The organism is Rhodococcus sp. Leaf233, from assembly GCF_001426165.1.
Lineage (GTDB): Bacteria > Actinomycetota > Actinomycetes > Mycobacteriales > Mycobacteriaceae > Rhodococcoides > Rhodococcoides fascians.
On record NZ_LMRO01000014.1, the window covers coordinates 184,358 to 203,095 of the forward strand.

At 64.9% G+C, this 18,738-nt stretch carries 15 protein-coding genes; 2 read left to right on the plus strand and 13 right to left on the minus strand.

The genetic code is table 11. The features are described from left to right. Window positions 1–24: 24 nt before the first annotated feature. Together ASH04_RS24840 and ASH04_RS24845 are read left to right on the plus strand one after the other, a co-directional pair. Window positions 25–1,188, plus strand: a complete 1,164-nt coding sequence (locus ASH04_RS24840; RefSeq protein WP_032384865.1) for an acyl-CoA dehydrogenase family protein — start codon at window positions 25–27, stop codon at window positions 1,186–1,188. Next, window positions 1,185–2,018, plus strand: a complete 834-nt coding sequence (locus tag ASH04_RS24845; protein ID WP_057474841.1) for an HpcH/HpaI aldolase/citrate lyase family protein — start codon at window positions 1,185–1,187, stop codon at window positions 2,016–2,018. The genes ASH04_RS24840 and ASH04_RS24845 overlap by 4 nt, the downstream gene beginning before the upstream one ends. A gap of 2 nt (window positions 2,019–2,020) precedes the next feature. Here the strand turns inward: ASH04_RS24845 and ASH04_RS24850 are convergent, their stop codons facing one another. The 13 genes from ASH04_RS24850 to ASH04_RS24910 all read right to left on the minus strand — a co-directional run bounded on the left by ASH04_RS24850 (window position 2,021) and on the right by ASH04_RS24910 (window position 18,606). Continuing rightward, window positions 2,021–2,398: a DUF6941 family protein gene (locus ASH04_RS24850; protein ID WP_032384867.1), complete on the minus strand. Its 378-nt coding sequence runs from the start codon at window positions 2,396–2,398 to the stop codon at window positions 2,021–2,023. Window positions 2,399–2,459: 61 nt separating this feature from the next. Then, entirely contained in the window at window positions 2,460–3,770 is a 1,311-nt protein-coding gene (gene codB / locus ASH04_RS24855) for a cytosine permease (protein ID WP_057474842.1), read from the minus strand. Beyond that, complete coding sequence (locus tag ASH04_RS24860) at window positions 3,767–4,231, minus strand: nucleoside deaminase (RefSeq protein ID WP_156394662.1); 465 nt, start codon at window positions 4,229–4,231, stop codon at window positions 3,767–3,769. The genes codB and ASH04_RS24860 overlap by 4 nt, the downstream gene beginning before the upstream one ends. An 87-nt stretch (window positions 4,232–4,318) precedes the next feature. Continuing rightward, window positions 4,319–5,155, minus strand: coding sequence for an SDR family oxidoreductase (locus ASH04_RS24865; protein WP_057474844.1), 837 nt, complete (start codon window positions 5,153–5,155; stop codon window positions 4,319–4,321). A gap of 9 nt (window positions 5,156–5,164) precedes the next feature. Next, on the minus strand, window positions 5,165–7,096 hold the full coding sequence (locus ASH04_RS24870) for a hydantoinase B/oxoprolinase family protein (protein WP_057474845.1): 1,932 nt from the start codon (window positions 7,094–7,096) through the stop codon (window positions 5,165–5,167). Next, on the minus strand, window positions 7,096–9,195 hold the full coding sequence (locus tag ASH04_RS24875; protein ID WP_057474913.1) for a hydantoinase/oxoprolinase family protein: 2,100 nt from the start codon (window positions 9,193–9,195) through the stop codon (window positions 7,096–7,098). Before ASH04_RS24875 ends, ASH04_RS24870 begins: the two co-directional genes overlap by 1 nt. 248 nt (window positions 9,196–9,443) lie before the next feature. After that, window positions 9,444–10,106: an SRPBCC family protein gene (locus ASH04_RS24880; RefSeq protein ID WP_057474846.1), complete on the minus strand. Its 663-nt coding sequence runs from the start codon at window positions 10,104–10,106 to the stop codon at window positions 9,444–9,446. Then, window positions 10,103–12,583 carry an aerobic carbon-monoxide dehydrogenase large subunit gene (gene cutA, locus ASH04_RS24885; RefSeq protein ID WP_057474847.1) on the minus strand — a complete coding sequence of 827 codons (2,481 nt, stop codon included), beginning with the start codon at window positions 12,581–12,583 and terminating at the stop codon, window positions 10,103–10,105. Before cutA ends, ASH04_RS24880 begins: the two co-directional genes overlap by 4 nt. Further along, window positions 12,580–13,218 carry a (2Fe-2S)-binding protein gene (locus tag ASH04_RS24890; protein WP_057474848.1) on the minus strand — a complete coding sequence of 213 codons (639 nt, stop codon included), beginning with the start codon at window positions 13,216–13,218 and terminating at the stop codon, window positions 12,580–12,582. Before ASH04_RS24890 ends, cutA begins: the two co-directional genes overlap by 4 nt. Then, the gene (locus tag ASH04_RS24895) at window positions 13,218–14,132 is read right to left on the minus strand and encodes an FAD binding domain-containing protein (protein WP_057474849.1); all 915 of its coding nucleotides are present in this window, start codon (window positions 14,130–14,132) and stop codon (window positions 13,218–13,220) included. Before ASH04_RS24895 ends, ASH04_RS24890 begins: the two co-directional genes overlap by 1 nt. A gap of 80 nt (window positions 14,133–14,212) precedes the next feature. Continuing rightward, window positions 14,213–15,673, minus strand: coding sequence for a uracil-xanthine permease family protein (locus ASH04_RS24900; RefSeq protein ID WP_057474850.1), 1,461 nt, complete (start codon window positions 15,671–15,673; stop codon window positions 14,213–14,215). 129 nt (window positions 15,674–15,802) lie between these two features. Next, a complete protein-coding gene (locus ASH04_RS24905) occupies window positions 15,803–17,470 on the minus strand; it encodes a helix-turn-helix domain-containing protein (protein ID WP_082519418.1) in 1,668 nt (555 codons plus the stop codon). Next, complete coding sequence (locus tag ASH04_RS24910; protein ID WP_057474851.1) at window positions 17,464–18,606, minus strand: XdhC family protein; 1,143 nt, start codon at window positions 18,604–18,606, stop codon at window positions 17,464–17,466. The genes ASH04_RS24905 and ASH04_RS24910 overlap by 7 nt, the downstream gene beginning before the upstream one ends. Window positions 18,607–18,738: the final 132 nt, after the last annotated feature.

The window sequence follows — 18,738 nt, forward strand, 5'->3', positions numbered from 1 at the left end:
CACTTCAATCGACAGGACTTCATCATGGACTTCACGTACGACGAGCAGCAGACGGCCTTCCGCAAAGCATTGCGCACCTTCGTCGACAAGGAAATCATCCCGGTCGCTAACGAGTGGGAGAAGACGGGCCGATACCCCACCGAGATCGTCGAGCACATGAAGGCCATGGGCCTGTTCGGCATCACGACACCGGAGGAGTACGGCGGCCTCGACCTCGACAAGGTCTCGTTCACTTTGGTGTACGAGGAGCTCGCCCGGGGATGGATGGGTGTCGCCGGAATTCTTGGCAGCCACAACCTCTCGTGCTGGATGATCGGCAAGCACGGTACCGACGAGCAGAAGAAGACACTGCTGCCCAAGCTTGCGACCGGTGAATGGCGTACGGGAGTCGGCCTGACCGAGCCCGGTGCCGGAACCGACCTGCAGGGCATCAAGACCACCGCCAAGCGCGACGGCGACCACTACGTCGTCAACGGTGCGAAGACCTGGATCACCAATGCCCGACACGCGAATGTGCTTCCGGTACTGGTCAAGACCGACACCACAACGACGCCTGCACACAAGGGCATGTCGCTGCTACTGATCGACACCACGACCGACGGGTTCGAGGTCCAGCGCGACATGGGCAAGCTCGGCTACAAGGGAACCGAATCGTGTGAGATCACGTTCACCGACGTACGCGTTCCCGTCGACGCAGTACTCGGTGGCGTCGAGGGTCGCGGTCTGCAGCAGGCACTGTCGGGTCTCGAGATCGGCCGCCTCAACATCGCCGGCCGCAGCGTCGGTATCGCGCAGGCTGCCTACGACGCCGCCCTCGAATACGCCAAGCAGCGCACCGCATTCGGTCAGCCCATCGCCGAGTTCCAGGCCATCCAGCTCAAGATTGCCGACATCGCGACCCAGCTGCAGGCCGCACGCTTGATGACGTACTGGGCAGCGTCGCAAGCGGATTCGGGTAAGCGCGTGGACATGGAAGCGGGCATGGCGAAGTACTTCGCGTCCGAGGCCGCCATCACCGCCAGCCTCGAAGCGATGCGCATCCACGGTGGCTACGGATACTCCACCGAGTTCGTCGTCGAGCGTCTCTACCGCGATGCGCCTCTCATGGCTATCGGTGAGGGCACCAACGACATCATGCGCACCGTCATTGCCAAGTCCCTCGTAGCGGGCACGGGCGTCATCGGATGAGGACCGCTCTGACGTACCTCTACGTCCCGGGGGATGTGCCGGAGCGGTTCGACAAGGCGCTGAATTCGGGTACCGACGCGGTGGTGTTGGATCTCGAGGACGCCGTCACTGCGGCGAACAAGGACCATGCGCGTGCGACGGTGGCCGCGTGGGTTGCCTCCTGCGAGCCGGGTGACGTGCAGATCTGGGTGCGTGTCAATCCTGGGGCGTTGCAGGAGAGCGATATTCGCGCGGTGTTGCACCCCAATCTGACCGGTATCTGGTTGCCGAAGGTGTCGTCTGCTCGGGAGATAGAGCAGGCCGACGCACTCCTCGGTGCGAGCGGCGTCGTGGTCTCGCCACTGATCGAGACGGCCGCCGGAGTGTTTGCCGCTCTCGAGATTGCCCGTGCCCCTCGGGTCAAGTTTTTACAGATCGGTGAGGTGGACCTGGCCGCCGATCTCGGCGTCGACGGCTCGGCGGAGTCATTGTCGTTCGTGCGTGCTCAGGTGGTGGCGGCCAGCGTCGCGGCGGGGATCGATCCACCGCCTGCTGCGGTGTCGCGGAATTTCCGCGATGCCGAAGCGTTCGAGGCCGATACCCGCACTTTGGCCGGTCTCGGTTTTGTCGGGCGTGCGTGTATTCATCCGGCTCAACTCGGGCCTGTGCGAACGGTGTTCGTGCCGTCGGAGTCGGAAGTTCTCGAGGCAGAGCAACTGTTGGCCGACTTGGAACGTGCCACCTCAGGAGTGGCCGTCGACAGCAAGGGATTTCTGATCGACGAGGCTGTGGCCCGAACTGCTCGTCGAGTGGTGGAGCGCGGTGCCGCGCGGGAGACGATCAACAACTGACGTCAGCCGAAGGCGATGCGAAGCCCGACACTCGCTGTGGCCCCGCCGGCGCTGAGGATGAAGTTGTGCCGTCCTTCGTCCCGGAAGACCATCTGCATCGGCAGGAACCAGAATCGATTCTCGCCGGTGAAGCCGGCGCCGGGGATTTGCAAGCCTCGTTGATTGACGATGTGTTCGCCGTTCGCATCGAGCACCTCGAGTGTCGCGGGGAAGTCCTTGCCGATGTCGTCGGGTCCCGTCTGCAACAGCGCGACCAGACGGCATTCGAGCATGCGGGTGTCGCGAGGAACCGTGCAGGTATCCCAGACACCGCCGAGAATGTCGAGCATGTCTTCGCTGACTCGCGCGTACTCGGCGAAGAACAGCCCGGTGATGATCATCGGCTCCCGCCACCCCTCTCGACCAACACTGGATTCGGGATCAACAGTCGTGTCGACAACCCTAAGCGGCCAGGGCGCCATGTGCTGACGCAGAACCGCGTCGATGCAGAACCACCGTCAGCGCGATGGCAACCACGATGCCGATCAGGGGTGGTATTCCGAATTCGAGTTCCCCGGACAGCCAAGCAAGGAATGCCGCGAAGGCGTAGACCGCGAGATGTCGCCAATGCACGAGCGGGGGAGTGTGTCCTTCGGGGATGCCCTGACGCCAGCGGCACAGGAAGTCACCGATGAGAACACCGCCCAGCGGGGGAATGAAGGTGCCGAGCAGGCTCAGGTAGTCGACCAGATGGTTGTGCACACCGACGAGCGCGAGCAGGGTCCCGATGACGCAGCCGCCGATGATGAACGGTGCCTTGCGGGGATGCCGAAACATTTCTGCGCCGGCAACACCGAAGGCATATGCGGTGTCCGCGTTGCTCTTCCACAGGTTACCGAAGAGCAGAATCAGGCCCCAGCCGACGAGTCCCAGGTTGTAGAGAACCAGAACGAAGTCGCCCTCACCGAAGGTGATCGCTCCGATCGCCCCGAAGAGAATCATCATTCCGTTGCCGACGAGAAACCCGATGATGCACGCCCACGCTGCTTGCGACCCGGATCGCGCGAACCGAGTCCAGTTGGGTGCCTGTGTCCCCGCGGAGACGAAGGTGCCGACGACCGTCGTGATGGCGAGCGTGACCGTCATGGTCGTCGTCGGTGCGATCGACGTCAGACCGGAGAACCCACCGACCTCGTCGAGAGATCTAGAGACCACCCAACACGCCAGGGCGATGATCAACGGCGTCGACACAACCGAGACCCAATACATCCCGCGGTATCCGTAGCACGCAGTGATGCACATCAGGATGCTCGCACCGATCATGACGGCGGCACGTGCTGCATACGACTCCCAGCCCAACGCCTGCGAGGTGAGCTCACCGATGGTGCCGATGATGACGCCGTACCAGCCCACCTGGGTGCCACCGAGAAGCAACGACGCGAGCTTCGACCCGCGAGTGCCGAAGCTGTACCGCGCCATGAGCACGGTCGTCAAACCCGTACGCGCACCGGCAAATCCCATCATGGCCACGTATGCGCCCAGAATCGCCGAGCCGGCGGCGATCACCAGGATCAACGTCCAGAAACTGAACGCCGTGCCGAGTGCGGCACCGGCCAACATCGTCGGCGTGAAGATCGTGAAGCCCAACAGCACGATGGCCAACGAGAAGAACGGCTTACGGGCACTACGGGGAACCGGCGTGACGGGATAGTCCAGGTCGACCGGTTCGTCGGACGTCTGTGCGGTGGAGTCTCGGTCGGCTCGGTTGCTCATGCCTCCTCACCGATGTCTTCGAGCCACAGGCCTGGTCGCTCCTCCAACATGCGTTCCATGAGCTGCAGACAGGCGGGGTCGTCCACGACGTCGAGCTGTACCCCATGCTCCCGCAACAAGCTTTCCGACATCTCGAACGAGCGGTTCTCACCGATGACGATTCGCGGAATCTCGTACAGCAGGGCGGTTCCCGCACACATGAAGCACGGGGACAACGTGGTGTACAGAACGGACTTGCGGTACACCGACGCCGGCAACCGTCCCGCTCGCTCGATGCAGTCGGTCTCTCCATGACGGATTGCGCTGTCCATCTGGACACGTCGGTTCCGTCCCACCGCCAGTACTTCACCGTCGTGGACGAGTGCCGCGCCGATCGGAACGCCGCCTTCCTCCCAGCCGATCTGGGCCTGCTCGATGGCGAGTCCGAGAAAGTACTCATCGGTGCGTGCGGGGTCGGTCACGGTTCCTCCTAGACGTCTACGAACTGTGAACATTGTGCGCGTCGACAGCCGATCAGGCATCGCAAAGATTTCCGAGAGCAGAGCGTCTTAGCGAATCAGAGCGCGCATCGGTGTCGGCGACCTCCCCAGCAGAGCAGCAGTGACAATCCCGCTGGCGAGGAAATCGCGGTCGTTGTAGTACTCGAACATGGCCGAGAGACGCTGTTGCGCATCGGTACCCAAACCGGTGCTGTGAAGGTTCATCCACTCGTCGACACCGATGGACTCCATCGACACCGTCCGACCCGTCATTGCCTCGACCAGACGCATCACATCTCGGACACTCAAGATCTCCGGCCCGCCGAGTTCGTACGTCGCCCCGTGGTGCAGCTCGGGCCCCTCGATGAGGACTCGAGCTGCCACCTCGGCCACATCGTCGAGGCTGATGAACGAGAACGTGGTGTCCAGGCTGTAGGGCACAGCAAGATCGGCAGCAGTCCCGTCCAGAACCGCCTCGAAGTTCTGCGCATAGGCACACGGCTGCAGGATGGTCCAGTGCATTCCGTGCTCGTTGCAGAAGGCACGCAGCTCGTCCTCGCAGCGGGCCTTGTCCATGTGATGCGGCATTCTCGGGCTGTAGGGCCAGGCCACCGAGTGATAGACGACGTGGTCCACCCCAGCGGACGCCGCCGCCTCCAGCGCCCGTAGAAGTAGAGCCGGCTCGTCCGGATGCACATTGGGTGCAATGAAATACACCCCACGGCACCCGGTGAAGGCCTCGGCAAGGCCTTCACCGGTCTCCAGGTCCACCGGATAGCCCGGCGCAGAACGGCTCAGTCGCCGTACCACCGCCACACCGTCGAGTGCGTCTGCGACGGCTCGTCCGGTCTTACCCGTGGCACCGACGATCGCGATGTCGGTGCCACGGGAAACATCCAGCTCCATCAGTGAATCTCAGCGATCGATGAAGTCGTACTCGGCGAACTTCGCGCCACCGGAAAGCTGCTCGTACCCCGGTCCACGATCGAAGAACGGCTCATCGAGGCCGCGTGCATTGCGCATCTCCGCACGCAGCTTCTCCGATGCCTCCACATCCGCGGTCGCCGTCTCCTCGGCTATGACAACGCCGTAGTCGTTGGCCGCGAACTCGCGAGAGACTTTGCCCCACAGCACGTCCTGCTCCACCGACTCGATGGGGCGTTCCAGGGGATCGCCCCAGCCGCCGCCACCGGTAGTACGGATGCGGATGGTGTCGCCCGCGAGGATCGGCTCGGCATCGGTCAACGCGTCGAATTCACGCTCGTTGGGCTGACCCGGATTCAGCGTCACCGAGAACGATCCGCCGGCCTTGCCGCCCTTGACACCCCAGCACGCGAGAATCGAACGGTCGGCGATGGACATGAAGTGCGCATCCTTGAGCATCCGGATGTGCTTCTCGTAACCGAGGCCGCCGCGGTAGCGTCCGGCACCACCGGAATCCTTGGCGAGACCCAGCTTTTCGACGATGAACGGGAATCGGCTCTCGGTGAACTCGGTGGGCAGGTTACGGGAATCGGGCACGACGTGGATGGTGTCCTCACCGTCCGCGTAATGCCGTCCACCGGAGCCGCCGCCGAGCACCTCACGCATGAGATACGAATTGCCGTCGAAGTCGTCGCCGTAGACACCGGTGTAGCGGATGGTCTCCTGATCGGCAGGCATGTTGCCGTCCACAGCCTTTGCCACCACGCCGGCGAGCACACCGAGCAGACGCAGGATGACGAACGTCCGAGCGTTGGTCGGGGCCGGGAAGATCGGGGTGATGAGCGTGCCCTTCTCGGGGAACTTCATCTCGATCAGCGGGATGACGCCCTCGTTGACGTCGAGCTCGGCCATGCGCTCGGGGGAGTCCGCGAGGTTGCGCAGCACCGGCGCAAGCCATTTGGCCAGGAAGTTGCCGTCCGCGTAATCACCGCAGTGGTTGATCGGGCCCTTGGCCTGCGGCCCGGTACCGGTGAAGTCCAGGATGAGTCGCTCGCCGCGCTCGTCCTCGGGGCCGGTCTTGGTGAGCGTTATCCGCTGAACGTGCAACATGGGCTCGTCGACGCCGTCGTGCTCGGCGTAGTCCTCCCAGGTGTACTCGCCCTTGGGGATCTTGCTCAGAATTTCGCGACGGTAAATCTCGGTGGTCGCGTCCATCATCGAGTCGAAGCACGCCTCGACGGTGTCGATGCCGTAGCGCTCGTACAGCTCCGTCATTCGCCGAGCGCCCATCAGGCACGCAGAACATTCGGCGTCGAGATCGGCGGCCAACGCGTCGGGCATGCGGGAATTGCGCGTCATGATCGTCAACGCGGCCTGGTTGGGTACGCCCTGATCCCACAGCTTGATCGGCGGAACCATCAGGCCCTCTTCGTACACGGTGGTCGCACCGGACGGCATGGATCCGGGGCAGCAGCCGCCGATGTCGTCGTGATGGCCGAAGGCCTGGACGAAGGCAACGACCGACGGCTCGGTGTCGCCGGGCTTGGTAGCGAACACCGGCACCGTGACGCAGAGATCGGGCAGGTGGCCGATGCCACCCTCGGAGAGGTAGACGTCGTTGTGGAAGTAGACGTCACCCGGCTTCATGGTCTCGAGCGGGAAGTCGCGGGCAACCGGATGCACCAGCGCGGAGTAGGAACGCCCCGTCAGCTTGCGCAGATTGCGGTCGTGAATTCCGGCGCGGAAATCGTGGGCGTCACGAATCATCGGGGACCGCGACGTCCGTGAAATGGCCGTCTCCACTTCCATTTCGACGCTTGCGAGGTAGCCGGCCACGATCTCGACGAGAACGGGATCAGGCGCAGGCGCGTCGACCGGAGAGAGCCGGTAGGGCTTGTTGTTCACCATGTCGATGACGGTCATCAGTTCGCTCCGTTCGAGTCGAGAGTGCGGGTGATGCGGACGTTGCCGAACGTGTCGATGCGGGCGGAGAAGCCCGGATCGATCGGCACGGTGGAGCTGAATTCTTCGATGACGGCCGGTCCGGTGATCGTGTCACCGGCACCGAGATCCGCACGGCTGTAGATCGCGGTCTCGTGCCAGCCGTCGAAGTACGCCTGACGCGTTCCGGTGCGGGCACTTTCGGCTCCGGTTCCGGCGGCGATCTCCGACAGCACGGGGCGCTTGATGGGGCCGATACCGCTGACGCGCAGGTTGACCCACTCGACGAACTGACTCTGATCTCCGCGGAAGTCGTACCCGTACAGCTCGCGGTGAGCTTCGTGGAAGGCCTCGGCTGCTTGATCAATGCTCGCCTGGGTGATCTCGCCGTCGGCGATCGGGACACGCACCTCGAAGGCCTGCCCGAAGTAGCGCAGGTCGGCCGAGCGTGCGTAGCGACGATCCTCGGCGGCGAAGCCTTCACCGGCGAGTGCCTCGTCGGCCCGAGAGGCCAGCACTGCCAGCTCCGATTCCAGATCCTCCGCGCGCAGACGGTCGTGTCGACTGACGTGCGTCTGCACGTAGTCGTTGCGCACATCGACGGTCAGCAAACCGAATGCCGATACGTTGCCCGGGTTGAGCGGTACCAGAACATCTTTCAGGCCCAGGATGTCCACCAGGCGGCAGGCGAGCAGCGACCCGGATCCGCCGAAGGTGACGAGGGTGAAGTCGCGGACGTCGAGGCCACGCTTGACCGAGATCTGTCGCAGCGCATTGGCCTGGTTCCAAGCGGACACTTCGAGGATGCCGGTGCCGCAGGCTTCGACTTCGAGCGAGAGCTGGTGCGCGAGGTCTTCGATGCCCTTGCGTGCCAGGTCGGTATCGAGGGGGATCTCGCCGCCGAGCAGGTGGGGAGGAATCCGGCCGAGCAGGACGTGGGCATCGGTGATGGTGGGCGCGGAGCCGCCGTTTCCGTAACACATGGGCCCGGGATCGGCACCGGCCGAATGTGGCCCGACGCGCAGCGTGCCCTCGGGTGTCATCCAGGCGATCGAGCCGCCGCCCGCGCCGACGGTGACGACGTCGATCATCGGGATCTTCGACGGGTAGTTGCCGACGCGTCCCTCGGTGGTAAGCGCGGGCTCGCCGCGGACCACGACGGTCACGTCGGTGGAAGTGCCGCCGCCGTCGCAGGTCAACACCTGTTCGACGCCTGCAGCGCTGGCCACCAGGGCCGCACCCAGCGCGCCGGCGGCCGGCCCGGAGAGCACGGTGGTGATGGGCTGGTGCACAACCTCTTTGGCGGAGAGGACGCCGCCGTTGGACTTCATGACGTAGAACGGCACGTCGCGTGCATCACCGGATTCGGTGGCGAACTCCCGCAACCGGTTCGCGATGTTGTTGACGTAGCTGCGAATGTTCGGCTTCACGGCCGCGTCGACCAATGTGGTGATGGCGCGCTCGAATTCGCGGTACTCGCGCAGCACCTCGGTGGAGATGGAGACCGTGGCCTCGGGGTATTCCTCGAGCAGGATGTTGCGGACGCGCTGCTCGTGATCGGGGTTGGCGTAGGAGTGCACCAGGCACACACCGAGCGTCTTGACGCCCTCCGTCTTGAAGAATGCTGCTGCCGCGCGTACGTCGTCGTCGTTGAGAGGGCGAATCTCGTTGCCGTCGAACGAGAGCCGACCGCGGATGGTGCGGACGCGGTGTGCGGGCACGATGCGATCGGGCTTGACCCAGAAGTACGAGTTGCCGTAGCCGTCGGGTACCGACTGGCGCGCGATCTCGAGTACGTGCTCGTAGCCCTCGGTGGTGATGAACCCCAGGTTCTCCACCTTTCCTTCGAGCAGCTTGTTGGTGGCGACGGTGGTGCCGTGGCTGACGGCACTGAGCGAATCGCCGGATACGCCGAGCTGGCGGAGTACCTTGTCGATGCCGGTCAGGAATCCCTCGGCCGGATCACTCGGCGTCGACGGAGTCTTGGTGGTCACCATGGCTCCCGACTCCTCGTCCACTGCCACGACGTCGGTGAATGTGCCACCGGTGTCGATACCGACCCGAATCTTTCGTGGTTCCACGCTTCCTCCTCGATATGGTTCGTAGGCCACGCGTCCGTTGATCGGATCGGCGGGTACCTGACGTGTACTCACATTCGACCCGTTCTGCGTCTCAGTATCTTTGGCACAAGGTGCCAAACTCCAGCCGAGCATTTGAGCTTCGCGCGCCCTGCACCGGCGTCGAATTGGCAGTACTTGCAACGACAAAGGCCGCTCACCCCCGATGGTTGGGATGAGCGGCCTTTGTCGTGAGCCGTGACGGCGCGAAGTTACCGGTTGCAGGACGAGCGCGTGAGCAGTCCGCCCAACACGACTCCGGCCAGTGCGAAGCCTGCGCCGGCTGCGGCGGCCAGTAGTGTGCCGCGGACGGACTGCGCGGCGACGGGTGCACCGGCACTCACAGCGCGTCCGGCCGCGACAGGCAAGGCAGTGGGGGTGGTGCCGGAACCGCTGGCTGTTACCTCCGCGGGCGCAGCAGCGGCCTCCGGCACCCCGTTGGCGATGACGCCGTCGAGGCCGTTGAAGAACACTCCGGCCATCTTCTTGGCGACACCGGTGATCATGCGCTGACCGACCCCGCCGACCATGCCGCCGACCACGGCGTCGGCGTCGTAGCTGAGCATCGTGCCGCCGCCTTCGGTGGGCTCGAGCTTGATGGTGACGTCGGCGCGCACCGTGCCCGGTGCGCCGGCACCGGAGGCGGTCATGACGAACGACTCGGGCCGATTCTGTTGCGAGAGGACCACTTCACCGTCGTAGGTGCCCTTGATGGCTGCGACGCCTGCGGTGATCGAGAGCTTGTAGTGATCGTCGCTCAACTGCTCGAGCGACTGCACTCCGGGGATGGTCGCGGCCAGTACCCGGCCGTCCTGCATGCTGTCGTACACCTCGGCGGGAGGTGCGGCCAGCGTGGCGGTTCCTGCGATTCTCATGAAATCTCCTCGGTTGTCTGAGCGACCGCGTGGGTCAGCCGCAGCTCGTACAGGTCGGACGGTGAAATGGGCATGGAGGTGATCGAAAAGCCCTCGGCGTCTTCGACAGCGGCCGCGATGACGGCGCTGGTGGGGATGACGCCGGCTTCGCCGGCACCCTTCATGCCCAACGGGTTGAGCCCGGACGGGGTGACGGTGTGGTCCATCTCGATGGTCTCGGGAACTTCGGTGACGAACGGCATCAGGAAGTCCATGAACGAGGCGTTCAGGAGTTGCCCGTGCTCGTCGTAGGCGATCTTCTCGTACAACGCGCCGCCGATTCCCTGGGCGACGCCGCCGTGAATCTGGCCCTCGACGATCCGGGGGTTGATGACGTTGCCGCAGTCGTGCACCACTGCGTAGCGCTCGACGTGGATCTCGGCCGTCACCGGATCGGTCTCGACGATCGCCGCGTGGATGCCCGACGCGAACGTCGAGCGCGGGGGAGAGTAGTACCCGGTGGCTTCCAGGCCCGGCTGCTCGCCTTCCGGCACCGGCGGGATCGTCATGTCGGTGTCCATCTTGGCGAACCCGGTGGCCTGCCTCGACTCCTTGTCGAAGGCATAACGCAGCGGATTGGACAGTACGGCAACAACACCGAGGGAGATGGACGTGCCCTCTGCTCCGGGTTCGGTGCCGATCTTGCAAACGTAGCCCCCGCGCAATTCGAGCTCGACGGGGTCGAGATTGAGCGCACGACCGGCGATGACCTTCGCTTTCTCGGCGACCATCTGCGCGGCCACGTGGAACGCCGAACCGGACATCACCGCACCACGGGAGGCAAATGTGCCGACGGCATAACCGAATCGACGAGTATCGCCGGTGGTGATCTCGACGTCGGCGATGGAGACACCCAGGTCATCGGCGACGATCTGCGCGAACGTCGTCTGATGGCCCTGGCCCTGCGTCGTCAAGCCCGTTGCGCCCTTGATCTTTCCCGAGTTCTCGATGAGCACGTGCGCGCCCTCGTACGGCCCCGGGCCGGTGCCCTCGACGTAGGCACCGACACCGATACCGACGGTGCGGCCCTGCGCTGCAGCCTGCTTCTTGTATTCGGGGAATCCGTCCCAGTCGATCAGGGCCTTGAGCTTGTCGATCCCGGCCTGGTAGTCGCCGGTGTCGTAGATCAACGGTCGACCGTCCTGGAACATCAATCCGAAGTCGTAGGGCATCTCCTCGGGCCTGATGAGGTTCTTCTCGCGTACCTCGAGTCGGTCCTTGCCGAGGTACTGCGCAATGGCGTCCATCGAGCGTTCCATCGCGAACACACCCTGCGGGCGGCCTGCTCCTCGATACGGAATGACGATGACGGTGTTGGTGTACAGCGAATAACCGTTGCAGCGGAACGAGACCGGCTTGTAGGGCCCGAGTACCTGCGTCGCGGTGTTGATCAGCACGATGATGCCGTAGGGCAAGTACGCACCGTTGTCGTGCCAGACGGTGAAGTCGAACGCCAGCAGCCGTCCCTCGTCGTCGAAACCGAGGGTGACCTGTTGGACCTGTGCGCGTTCGTGGGCGCTCGAGATGAAGTGCTCGCGGCGGTCCTCGACCCACTTGACCTCGTTGGAGATGCCGGCGCGGCCGAGCTGCCGAGCTGCCCACGTCACCATCACCTCCTCCGGCCACGGGTGCATGATCTTCACGCCGAAGCCGCCCCCGACGTCCGGGGCGATGCAGTGAATCTTGTTCATCGCCATGCCGAGTCGCGCCGCGACGGCCGCGCGCACCGACGTGGAGGTCTGCGTGGACGACCAGAAGGTCAGCGTCTCCTCGTCACTGTCCCAGCGCGCGTAGACGCCTTTGCCCTCCATCGGCATCGCCGCCGAACGCTCGATGTTCAGGTCGAGGGTGATGCGGTGTGGTGCGGCGGCCAGTTCGGCGTCGATGTCTCCGAAACCGTGCTGCAGGTGCGCGGCCACGTTGTCCGGAACGTCGTCGTGTACTCGTCGAGCCGCGACGCGCGCAGTATCGATGCCGACCACGGGTTCGAGGATGTCGTAGCGGACGTCGATGACCGCGCAGGCATCCTCGGCCACGTAACGGTTCGTTGCGATGACCATGACGATGGCCTCACCGACGTGGTTGACCTCGTCCTTGGCGAGCGGGAAGCCGTTGCGCGGAGCGATGATTGCCGGATGGGGAATCAGCAGCGGTAGCCCTTCGGCCATCTCGGCGGAGTCCGCTTCGAGATCGTCGTAGGTGTACACCGCGTGCACGCCCGGCATGGCCAGCGCGTCGTCGATATCGATGGCAGTGATGCGTGCATGTGCGTGCGGGGAGCGCACGAAGGCAGCGATCAGCGCCCCGTGACCGAGGTCGTCGAGATACTTGCCCTTGCCGCTGAGCAGGCGCTCGTCCTCCGACCGCGACAGCGGCTGGCCGAACAGGGGAGCGGTGTTGGTGGGAGTGTGCGGCGGTGCGGTGCGCGTGGTGCTCATGCTCGGCCCATCCGTCCGCCGACGGGACTGGTGGATCCGCGTACCTTGCGGTCGAGTGCGGCACGACTCGACTCGTCGTCGGGACCGAGCGGAAACTCGCCCGCCCGTTCGCGTTTGATCTCGGCGGCGCGGAGTACCGAGGCCTTGATGTTCTGATAGCCCGTACACCGACAGATGTTGCCGGCGATGGCCTCGGTGGCCTCCTCCTGCGTCGGCGATTCGTTCTCCTTGAGGAACGCGGCGATGGTGGTGACGAATCCCGGTGTGCAGAAACCACACTGCAGACCGTGGCAGTCCTTGAAGGCCTGCTGCACGGGATGCAGAGTGCCGTCCGGCTCGACGAGGCCCTCCACCGTGGTGACGGTCTGGCCTTCTAGGCTGGCGGCGAGCATCAGGCAGGCCCGGACCGGCTTGCCGTCGAGAAGCACGGTGCACGCGCCGCACACGCCGTGCTCACATCCGACGTGGGTGCCGGTCTGACGAAGGTCGTGGCGGATGGCGTCCGACGCGAGGGTGCGGGCCGGGACGACGATCGTCTGCTTGGTTGCGTTGAGGGTGAACGTCACCTGTACGTGTTGTTCACCGGTCTCCGCCATCAGATCGTCCAACTGCTGTTCGATATCTGTTGTCTTCATCAGTGGTTCACTCCGGAATCGGCGTGCTGCGGGTGAGTGGACATCGACGACGCGCCGTCGACTGCGGCGGCCATCACCACCCGTGCGGTCAGTGCTGCGACGAGTTGGGATCGGTACGCCGCGGTGGCGTGAATATCGGACTCGGTCTCGACGCGTCGACGTGCGTCCTCCGACAACGCGTTCCACTTCGGATCACGTGCGTCGGACACCGCGGCCCCACCGATGACGTCGGTGTAGTCGACGACCTCGCCGAATTCTCCGGCGGACACGTACGTGACGTGCGCGGTGCGCACCGCGTTCTCGGCAACGGTGACGCGGGCCGCGACCCCGACGAGCGCGTAGTCGCCGTGGCGGCGCGCAACCTCGTCGATGGCCGTTCCTTCTCCGACCCGGGCAGCGGGAACCGTTGCGGCGATCGCGATCTCGTCCGTCTCGAGCGAGGACTCCAGCGGCCCGAGGAACAGATCCTTCGCCGCGATCTCTCGGCGGCCGCGGACGGACTGCACAGTCACCGAACCGTCGAGCAACCGGATGACGGCAGGCATCTCGGCCGACGGGTCGGCATGGACGATGGATCCGACGGTGGTCCCACGGTTCCGGATGGTCGCGTGGGCCACCAACTGCAGCGCCCGTCCGAGCAACGGCTGCGTCTGAGCGGCAGCACGGTTCGACGCCAGCGACGCGTGCGTGGCCAGAGCTGCGAACGTGACGCCCGACTGGGTCGACCCGGTGATGTCGTCGAGACCGTCGATACCGGTGATGTCGACCAGGTTCCCGGGAGCGGCCAGGCGCATCGACAGCATCGGAATGAGGGACTGACCGCCGGCCAGCACCTTGCCGTCGACCTCGGCCAGGATTCGGCACGCCTCCTCGATCGACCGCGGCCGATGGTATTTCAATGGAGAAGGTTTCATATCCCGATCCTGCCTGCCTGTGCCTGGAAGTGTTTCGTCAAGAGGTGACAAACGTCACGCCCCAGTGTTGCAATCGCTCGTTACCGCAACGGCTTCAGGGTGTCGACCTCGCCGGCAACCCCGTCTCCCTCGCTGCCGTCGGAACGTGCTGTGGTAGAGGAGGATCGATGCCGCGGCGACGCGTCGACCGGTGTCTTCATGTGCGCCGGGGCAATGCGAGCGCACAGGTGGTAGAGCCCTATGACGACGATCGTGCCGAGGGAGATACCGCTCAACGAGAACGAATCGCTGAAGACGAGCGAGGTATCGCCGATCGCGATGATCAGACCCGCGGCAACCGGCATCATGTTGAGCGGGTTGCCGAAGTCGACACCATTCTCGCGCCAGATCTTGGCACCCAGCAGACCGATCATGCCGTAGAGGACGACGGTGATACCGCCGAGTACGCCGCCGGGGGTGGCCGAGATCAGCGCGCCGAACTTCGGCGAGAATCCGAGGATCATGGCGATGATTCCGGCCGCCGTATATGCCGCCGTCGAATAGACCTTGGTCGCCGCCATGACGCCGATGTTCTCGGCGTAGGTCGTCGTCGGTGAACCACCGACCGAGCTGGCCATGACCGTCGCGATGCCGTCGGCAGCGAGTGCCCGGCCCATCATCGGGTCGAGATCGTCACCGGTCATCTCCGCGACAGCCTTGACGTGGCCAGCGTTCTCGGCGATCAGAGCGATGACACCGGGGAGGACGAGGACGATGAACGCGAGACTGAACGACGGTGCGTGAATGCCGACGATGCCGTTCGCCTCGTCGCTGAACGGCGGAAGTCCGAACCATTGCGACGCCTCGACACCCGACCAGTTGACGCGGAAGTGCTCGGTGACCTCGCCGGCCGTGGCGTCGTAGGACGTGATGGGCCCGGATACGAGGTCGAGGATCCAGGACAGCGCGTACCCGAAGACCAGCGACAGCAGAATCGCGATCCGTCCGAGGAACCCGCGCAACGCCACGCTCATGACGATGAGCACGAACATCACTGCGAGAGCGACCCATTGATCCTGTGGCCAGTAGGTGCTGGCAACGACGGGCGCGAGATTGAAGCCGATCAACATGACCACCGCACCGGTGACGACCGGGGGCAGCACCCGCACCACGACGCCGCCGCCCATGAAGTGGATGGCGAGTCCGGCGAGCGCCAGGACGAGACCCGATACGAGGATGGCGCCGGTGACCTCGGCCGACGTTCCACCCTGCGCTCGGATGGCGGCGACGCCGCCGACGAACACCGCGGACGTGCCGAGGTAGCTGGGGATGCGGCCCTTGACCATGAGCAGGAAGAAGATGGTGCAGAAGCCCGACATCAGAATGGCGAGTTGAGGATTGAGCCCCATGATGATGGGGAAGACGAACGTGGCCCCGAACATCGACACCACATGCTGGCCGCCGAGACTGATGGTGCGGCCCCAGTTCAACCGTTCGTTCGGCGCGACGACGTCACCCGGTCGAACATTCTTTCCGTCTCCGTGAATCTTCCAGATAGGCATGTCGAGCCTTTCTCCAACGTATCGAACCGGGGTGGTTCGCGGGATGGGTAAAGCATTGTCCTGCAACGTTACTGACGCATTTCCTAATCGCTACGAGCGCAATCTGCCAAGCGCTCGATGGCGGGTCCGTCATATGTGGTGGTCGGTTCCACGCATGGCCATGATTTTCAGTGCGAGGGATAGATCCAGGCGTAGATCGGCGTGATCGGTGAAGGGGCCCAGTATCTTTTCGAGTTTCGTTATTCGGTATCGCAGGGTGTTGTAGTGAAAGTGCAGTGCCCGAGCGGTTTCGGCGATGTTGATGTTAGTGGCCAGCAACGTTTCCAGGGTTCTGCGCATGTCGCGTGCCTCGTCGTCGTGTCCGGCGAGGTCGTGCAGGGTTTCCCGGGTGAACGATTCGAGCTCGTCGACGTTGTCCACCAGGCTCAGTAGTCGAAACACGCCGAGTTCGTCGAACGTGGTGACGGCCCAGTCCCCGGATACCTGGCGGCCGACCTTCAACGCGGTACGCGCCTGGCCGTACCTGCTGGGGATGTCGGCCACCGTGGTGCACGGTCGCGAAATCCCGACCGTGAACGGTTGCCGACCACCGCCGCCGTCTCCGTGCACTCGTTCGACGATCTCGTGCACGTCCGCGACCGCCGTGGGACGTTCGCCCATGATGATGACGGTCTCGGTGCCGAGGGCGGCGATGGCGGCCTGCGGATCTCGTTGTGCCAGAGCCCCTGCGAAAGCCGACATCTGCCGATCGACGAGTGGCCTGCGGCCGGGCGTCGGTTCGTCGTCGAGGTGTGGGATCGGTTCGATCGCGACGATCACCACCGGCCTGCCGAGATCCCAGCCGAAGCGTCGGGCGTGCGCCACCGCGTGTGCGTGCTCGCCGCCTCGGCCCAGGAGGAGATCGCGTAGAAAGTTCGATCGGTGTTTCTCCTCGACTGCCGACAGCGCGAGATCGCGAGTAACGACCATCGCCAACACGCCTGCGGCCGCGTCGGCGGTGTGCAGGTCCGATTCCGTCAATGGCCGACGTGAGGAGAACAGGACGATGCGTCCGTGGTCGATTCCGTTGGCCGTGATGGCGCATACCGCGATCGAACTACCCTGTTGCGAACGCAGACCGAGGCCGCCGTCGACGGAGTCGGTGCGCAGTCTTCCGGTGGGATCGAGGGCGGTGCTGGCGCGGAGGGCGGACAGTTCGTCGTCACTGCCTGCCGAGGCAAGTTCGCGTCCGTCCACCGTGGTGATCGACACTGCCACATCGCATTCGACCGAGGTTGCGAATGCCAGTTGTGTCACCCCGCCGCCGGCGAGTGTGATGTCGGTCAGTGCCCGGCGCAGACGCTCGGACCGAAACATCGCTCGCGCCTGCGTCTTTGCGTTGTCGCGTAGGCCCGCGGTGAGATCGTGTCCGGGGTCGAGTTCGCTGCAGACCTGAACCAGCGGCAGACCCAGTTTCTCGGCACTCACGCCGACGCAGTCCGGAACGGCGATGTCGTCGTCCACCCGCACCAGAATCCCGGCAACGCCGAGGGAATGCGCTCGGGACAGCAGCGCTGCCGTCGGCTCCGTCAGGTGCGTGAGGGCCTCGCTCGTCGTGGACAACAGGTCGCCCGGCCGAATCCAGAACCGAATGCCGGCGGGGTCGTCGACATGATTGATTCTGCGTACCGGCCGGCCGAGGCCGGCGCGGCCGGCGAGCAACGTGGCGTGCGCCAGCAGGTTCGAGCCCAGAACGGTCTCGACGGTATGCGGTACCTCCGTGGTGGGCGAGCGCTGCTCGTCGTGCAGTGTCAGCACCTGACGGCCGATCGAACGGGTGACGTCGCGTCGATCTCGGCAGCAGCATCGCGGTGGATCGGCCCACTGAGACTTCGCAATTCGAGCCCGGTCGTCTGCCGTGAGACCTTGAGGATCTCGGCCACGATGGAGATCGCCGTTTCCGGTGGAGTGGAAGCACCGAGATCCAGCCCGATGGGGGAGTGCAGCCGCGCCAGCTCGCTCTCGGTGACCCCGCGCTCGCCGAGCAGTTCCACCCGGCGGCGGTGGGTGGACCGACTGCCCAGCGCGCCCACGTAGGCGGCACCACTGCGCAGAGCGACCTCGAGCAACGGGATGTCGAACTTCTCGTCGTGGGTGAGAACGGTGATGACGGTGCGCTCGTCCACCGGCGCAGTAGCGAGGAACGTGTGCGGCCACGCCACCACGACGTCGTGCGCGTCGGGGAATCGGGCCCGGGTGGCGAACACCGGGCGGGCGTCGACGACGGTGACGGCGAAGCCGGCGAACGTGCCCAGCCGACACATCGCAGCGGCGAAATCGATGGCACCGAACACGTACATCCGGGGCGGTGGCCCGAACAACTCGACCAGGACGGACCGCGCTGCGTCGTCGGCGATGCGAATGTCCAAGCCGGACTCCCCGCGGTGCAGTCGGTCGAGAACGGCGAGACCCATGCTCGAACCGTCGGACTCGATGTCGGTGAGACCGTCGGAATCGACGGTTGCCTCCGCTCCCAGAACCGCCAGCCGCGTCGGGGCCCCGGTGGTGAGGTCGGTGAGCACGGCCACCGGCTCGCCGCCCGAGACCAGACGAGCGACGTCTTCGAGTGCCGCGCACGCGTCGCTGTCGATGAGACGAACGAACACCTCGATGGTGCCGCCGCACGTGAGGCCGACGCCGATCGCGTCGTCGTCCGCCACCCGGTAGGTCTCGCTCCTGGCCATGCCGTCGGCGAGGACGTCGTTCGCCAGCTCGTACAGGGCACCTTCGATGCAGCCGCCGGACACGCTGCCGATGACCTGACCGGACGCGGCGACCGCCATGGCCGCACCCGCAGGGCGCGGTGACGACTGCCACGTACGTACCACCGTGGCCAGGGCGAACGGCTCACGTTCGCGCAGCCACGGGGCCACGTCGTCGAGAATGTCGCGCATGCCGCCGCCTTTCGACCGGATGAGTGATGCCCATCACGCTAGTTGCTGGCGCGGGCCGACCATGAAACACATTTCGACCAAATCGACAGCGGGTCGTTGTAAGAACCTGCCGTCGCGGTACGGACGCACGGA

What these genes read in the sequence shown, in the direction of transcription:
- ASH04_RS24900 (WP_057474850.1), bottom strand. Translation starts at nt 15,673, where the DNA reads ATGCCTATCTGGAAGATTCACGGAGACGGAAAGAATGTTCGACCGGGT.
- cutA (WP_057474847.1), bottom strand. Translation starts at nt 12,583, where the DNA reads ATGAGCACCACGCGCACCGCACCGCCGCACACTCCCACCAACACCGCT.
- ASH04_RS24895 (WP_057474849.1), bottom strand. Translation starts at nt 14,132, where the DNA reads ATGAAACCTTCTCCATTGAAATACCATCGGCCGCGGTCGATCGAGGAG.
- ASH04_RS24880 (WP_057474846.1), bottom strand. Translation starts at nt 10,106, where the DNA reads ATGAGAATCGCAGGAACCGCCACGCTGGCCGCACCTCCCGCCGAGGTG.
- ASH04_RS24870 (WP_057474845.1), bottom strand. Translation starts at nt 7,096, where the DNA reads ATGACCGTCATCGACATGGTGAACAACAAGCCCTACCGGCTCTCTCCG.
- ASH04_RS24910 (WP_057474851.1), bottom strand. Translation starts at nt 18,606, where the DNA reads ATGCGCGACATTCTCGACGACGTGGCCCCGTGGCTGCGCGAACGTGAG.
- ASH04_RS24840 (WP_032384865.1), top strand. Translation starts at nt 25, where the DNA reads ATGGACTTCACGTACGACGAGCAGCAGACGGCCTTCCGCAAAGCATTG.
- ASH04_RS24845 (WP_057474841.1), top strand. Translation starts at nt 1,185, where the DNA reads ATGAGGACCGCTCTGACGTACCTCTACGTCCCGGGGGATGTGCCGGAG.
- ASH04_RS24890 (WP_057474848.1), bottom strand. Translation starts at nt 13,218, where the DNA reads ATGAAGACAACAGATATCGAACAGCAGTTGGACGATCTGATGGCGGAG.
- ASH04_RS24865 (WP_057474844.1), bottom strand. Translation starts at nt 5,155, where the DNA reads ATGGAGCTGGATGTTTCCCGTGGCACCGACATCGCGATCGTCGGTGCC.
- codB (WP_057474842.1), bottom strand. Translation starts at nt 3,770, where the DNA reads ATGAGCAACCGAGCCGACCGAGACTCCACCGCACAGACGTCCGACGAA.
- ASH04_RS24850 (WP_032384867.1), bottom strand. Translation starts at nt 2,398, where the DNA reads ATGATCATCACCGGGCTGTTCTTCGCCGAGTACGCGCGAGTCAGCGAA.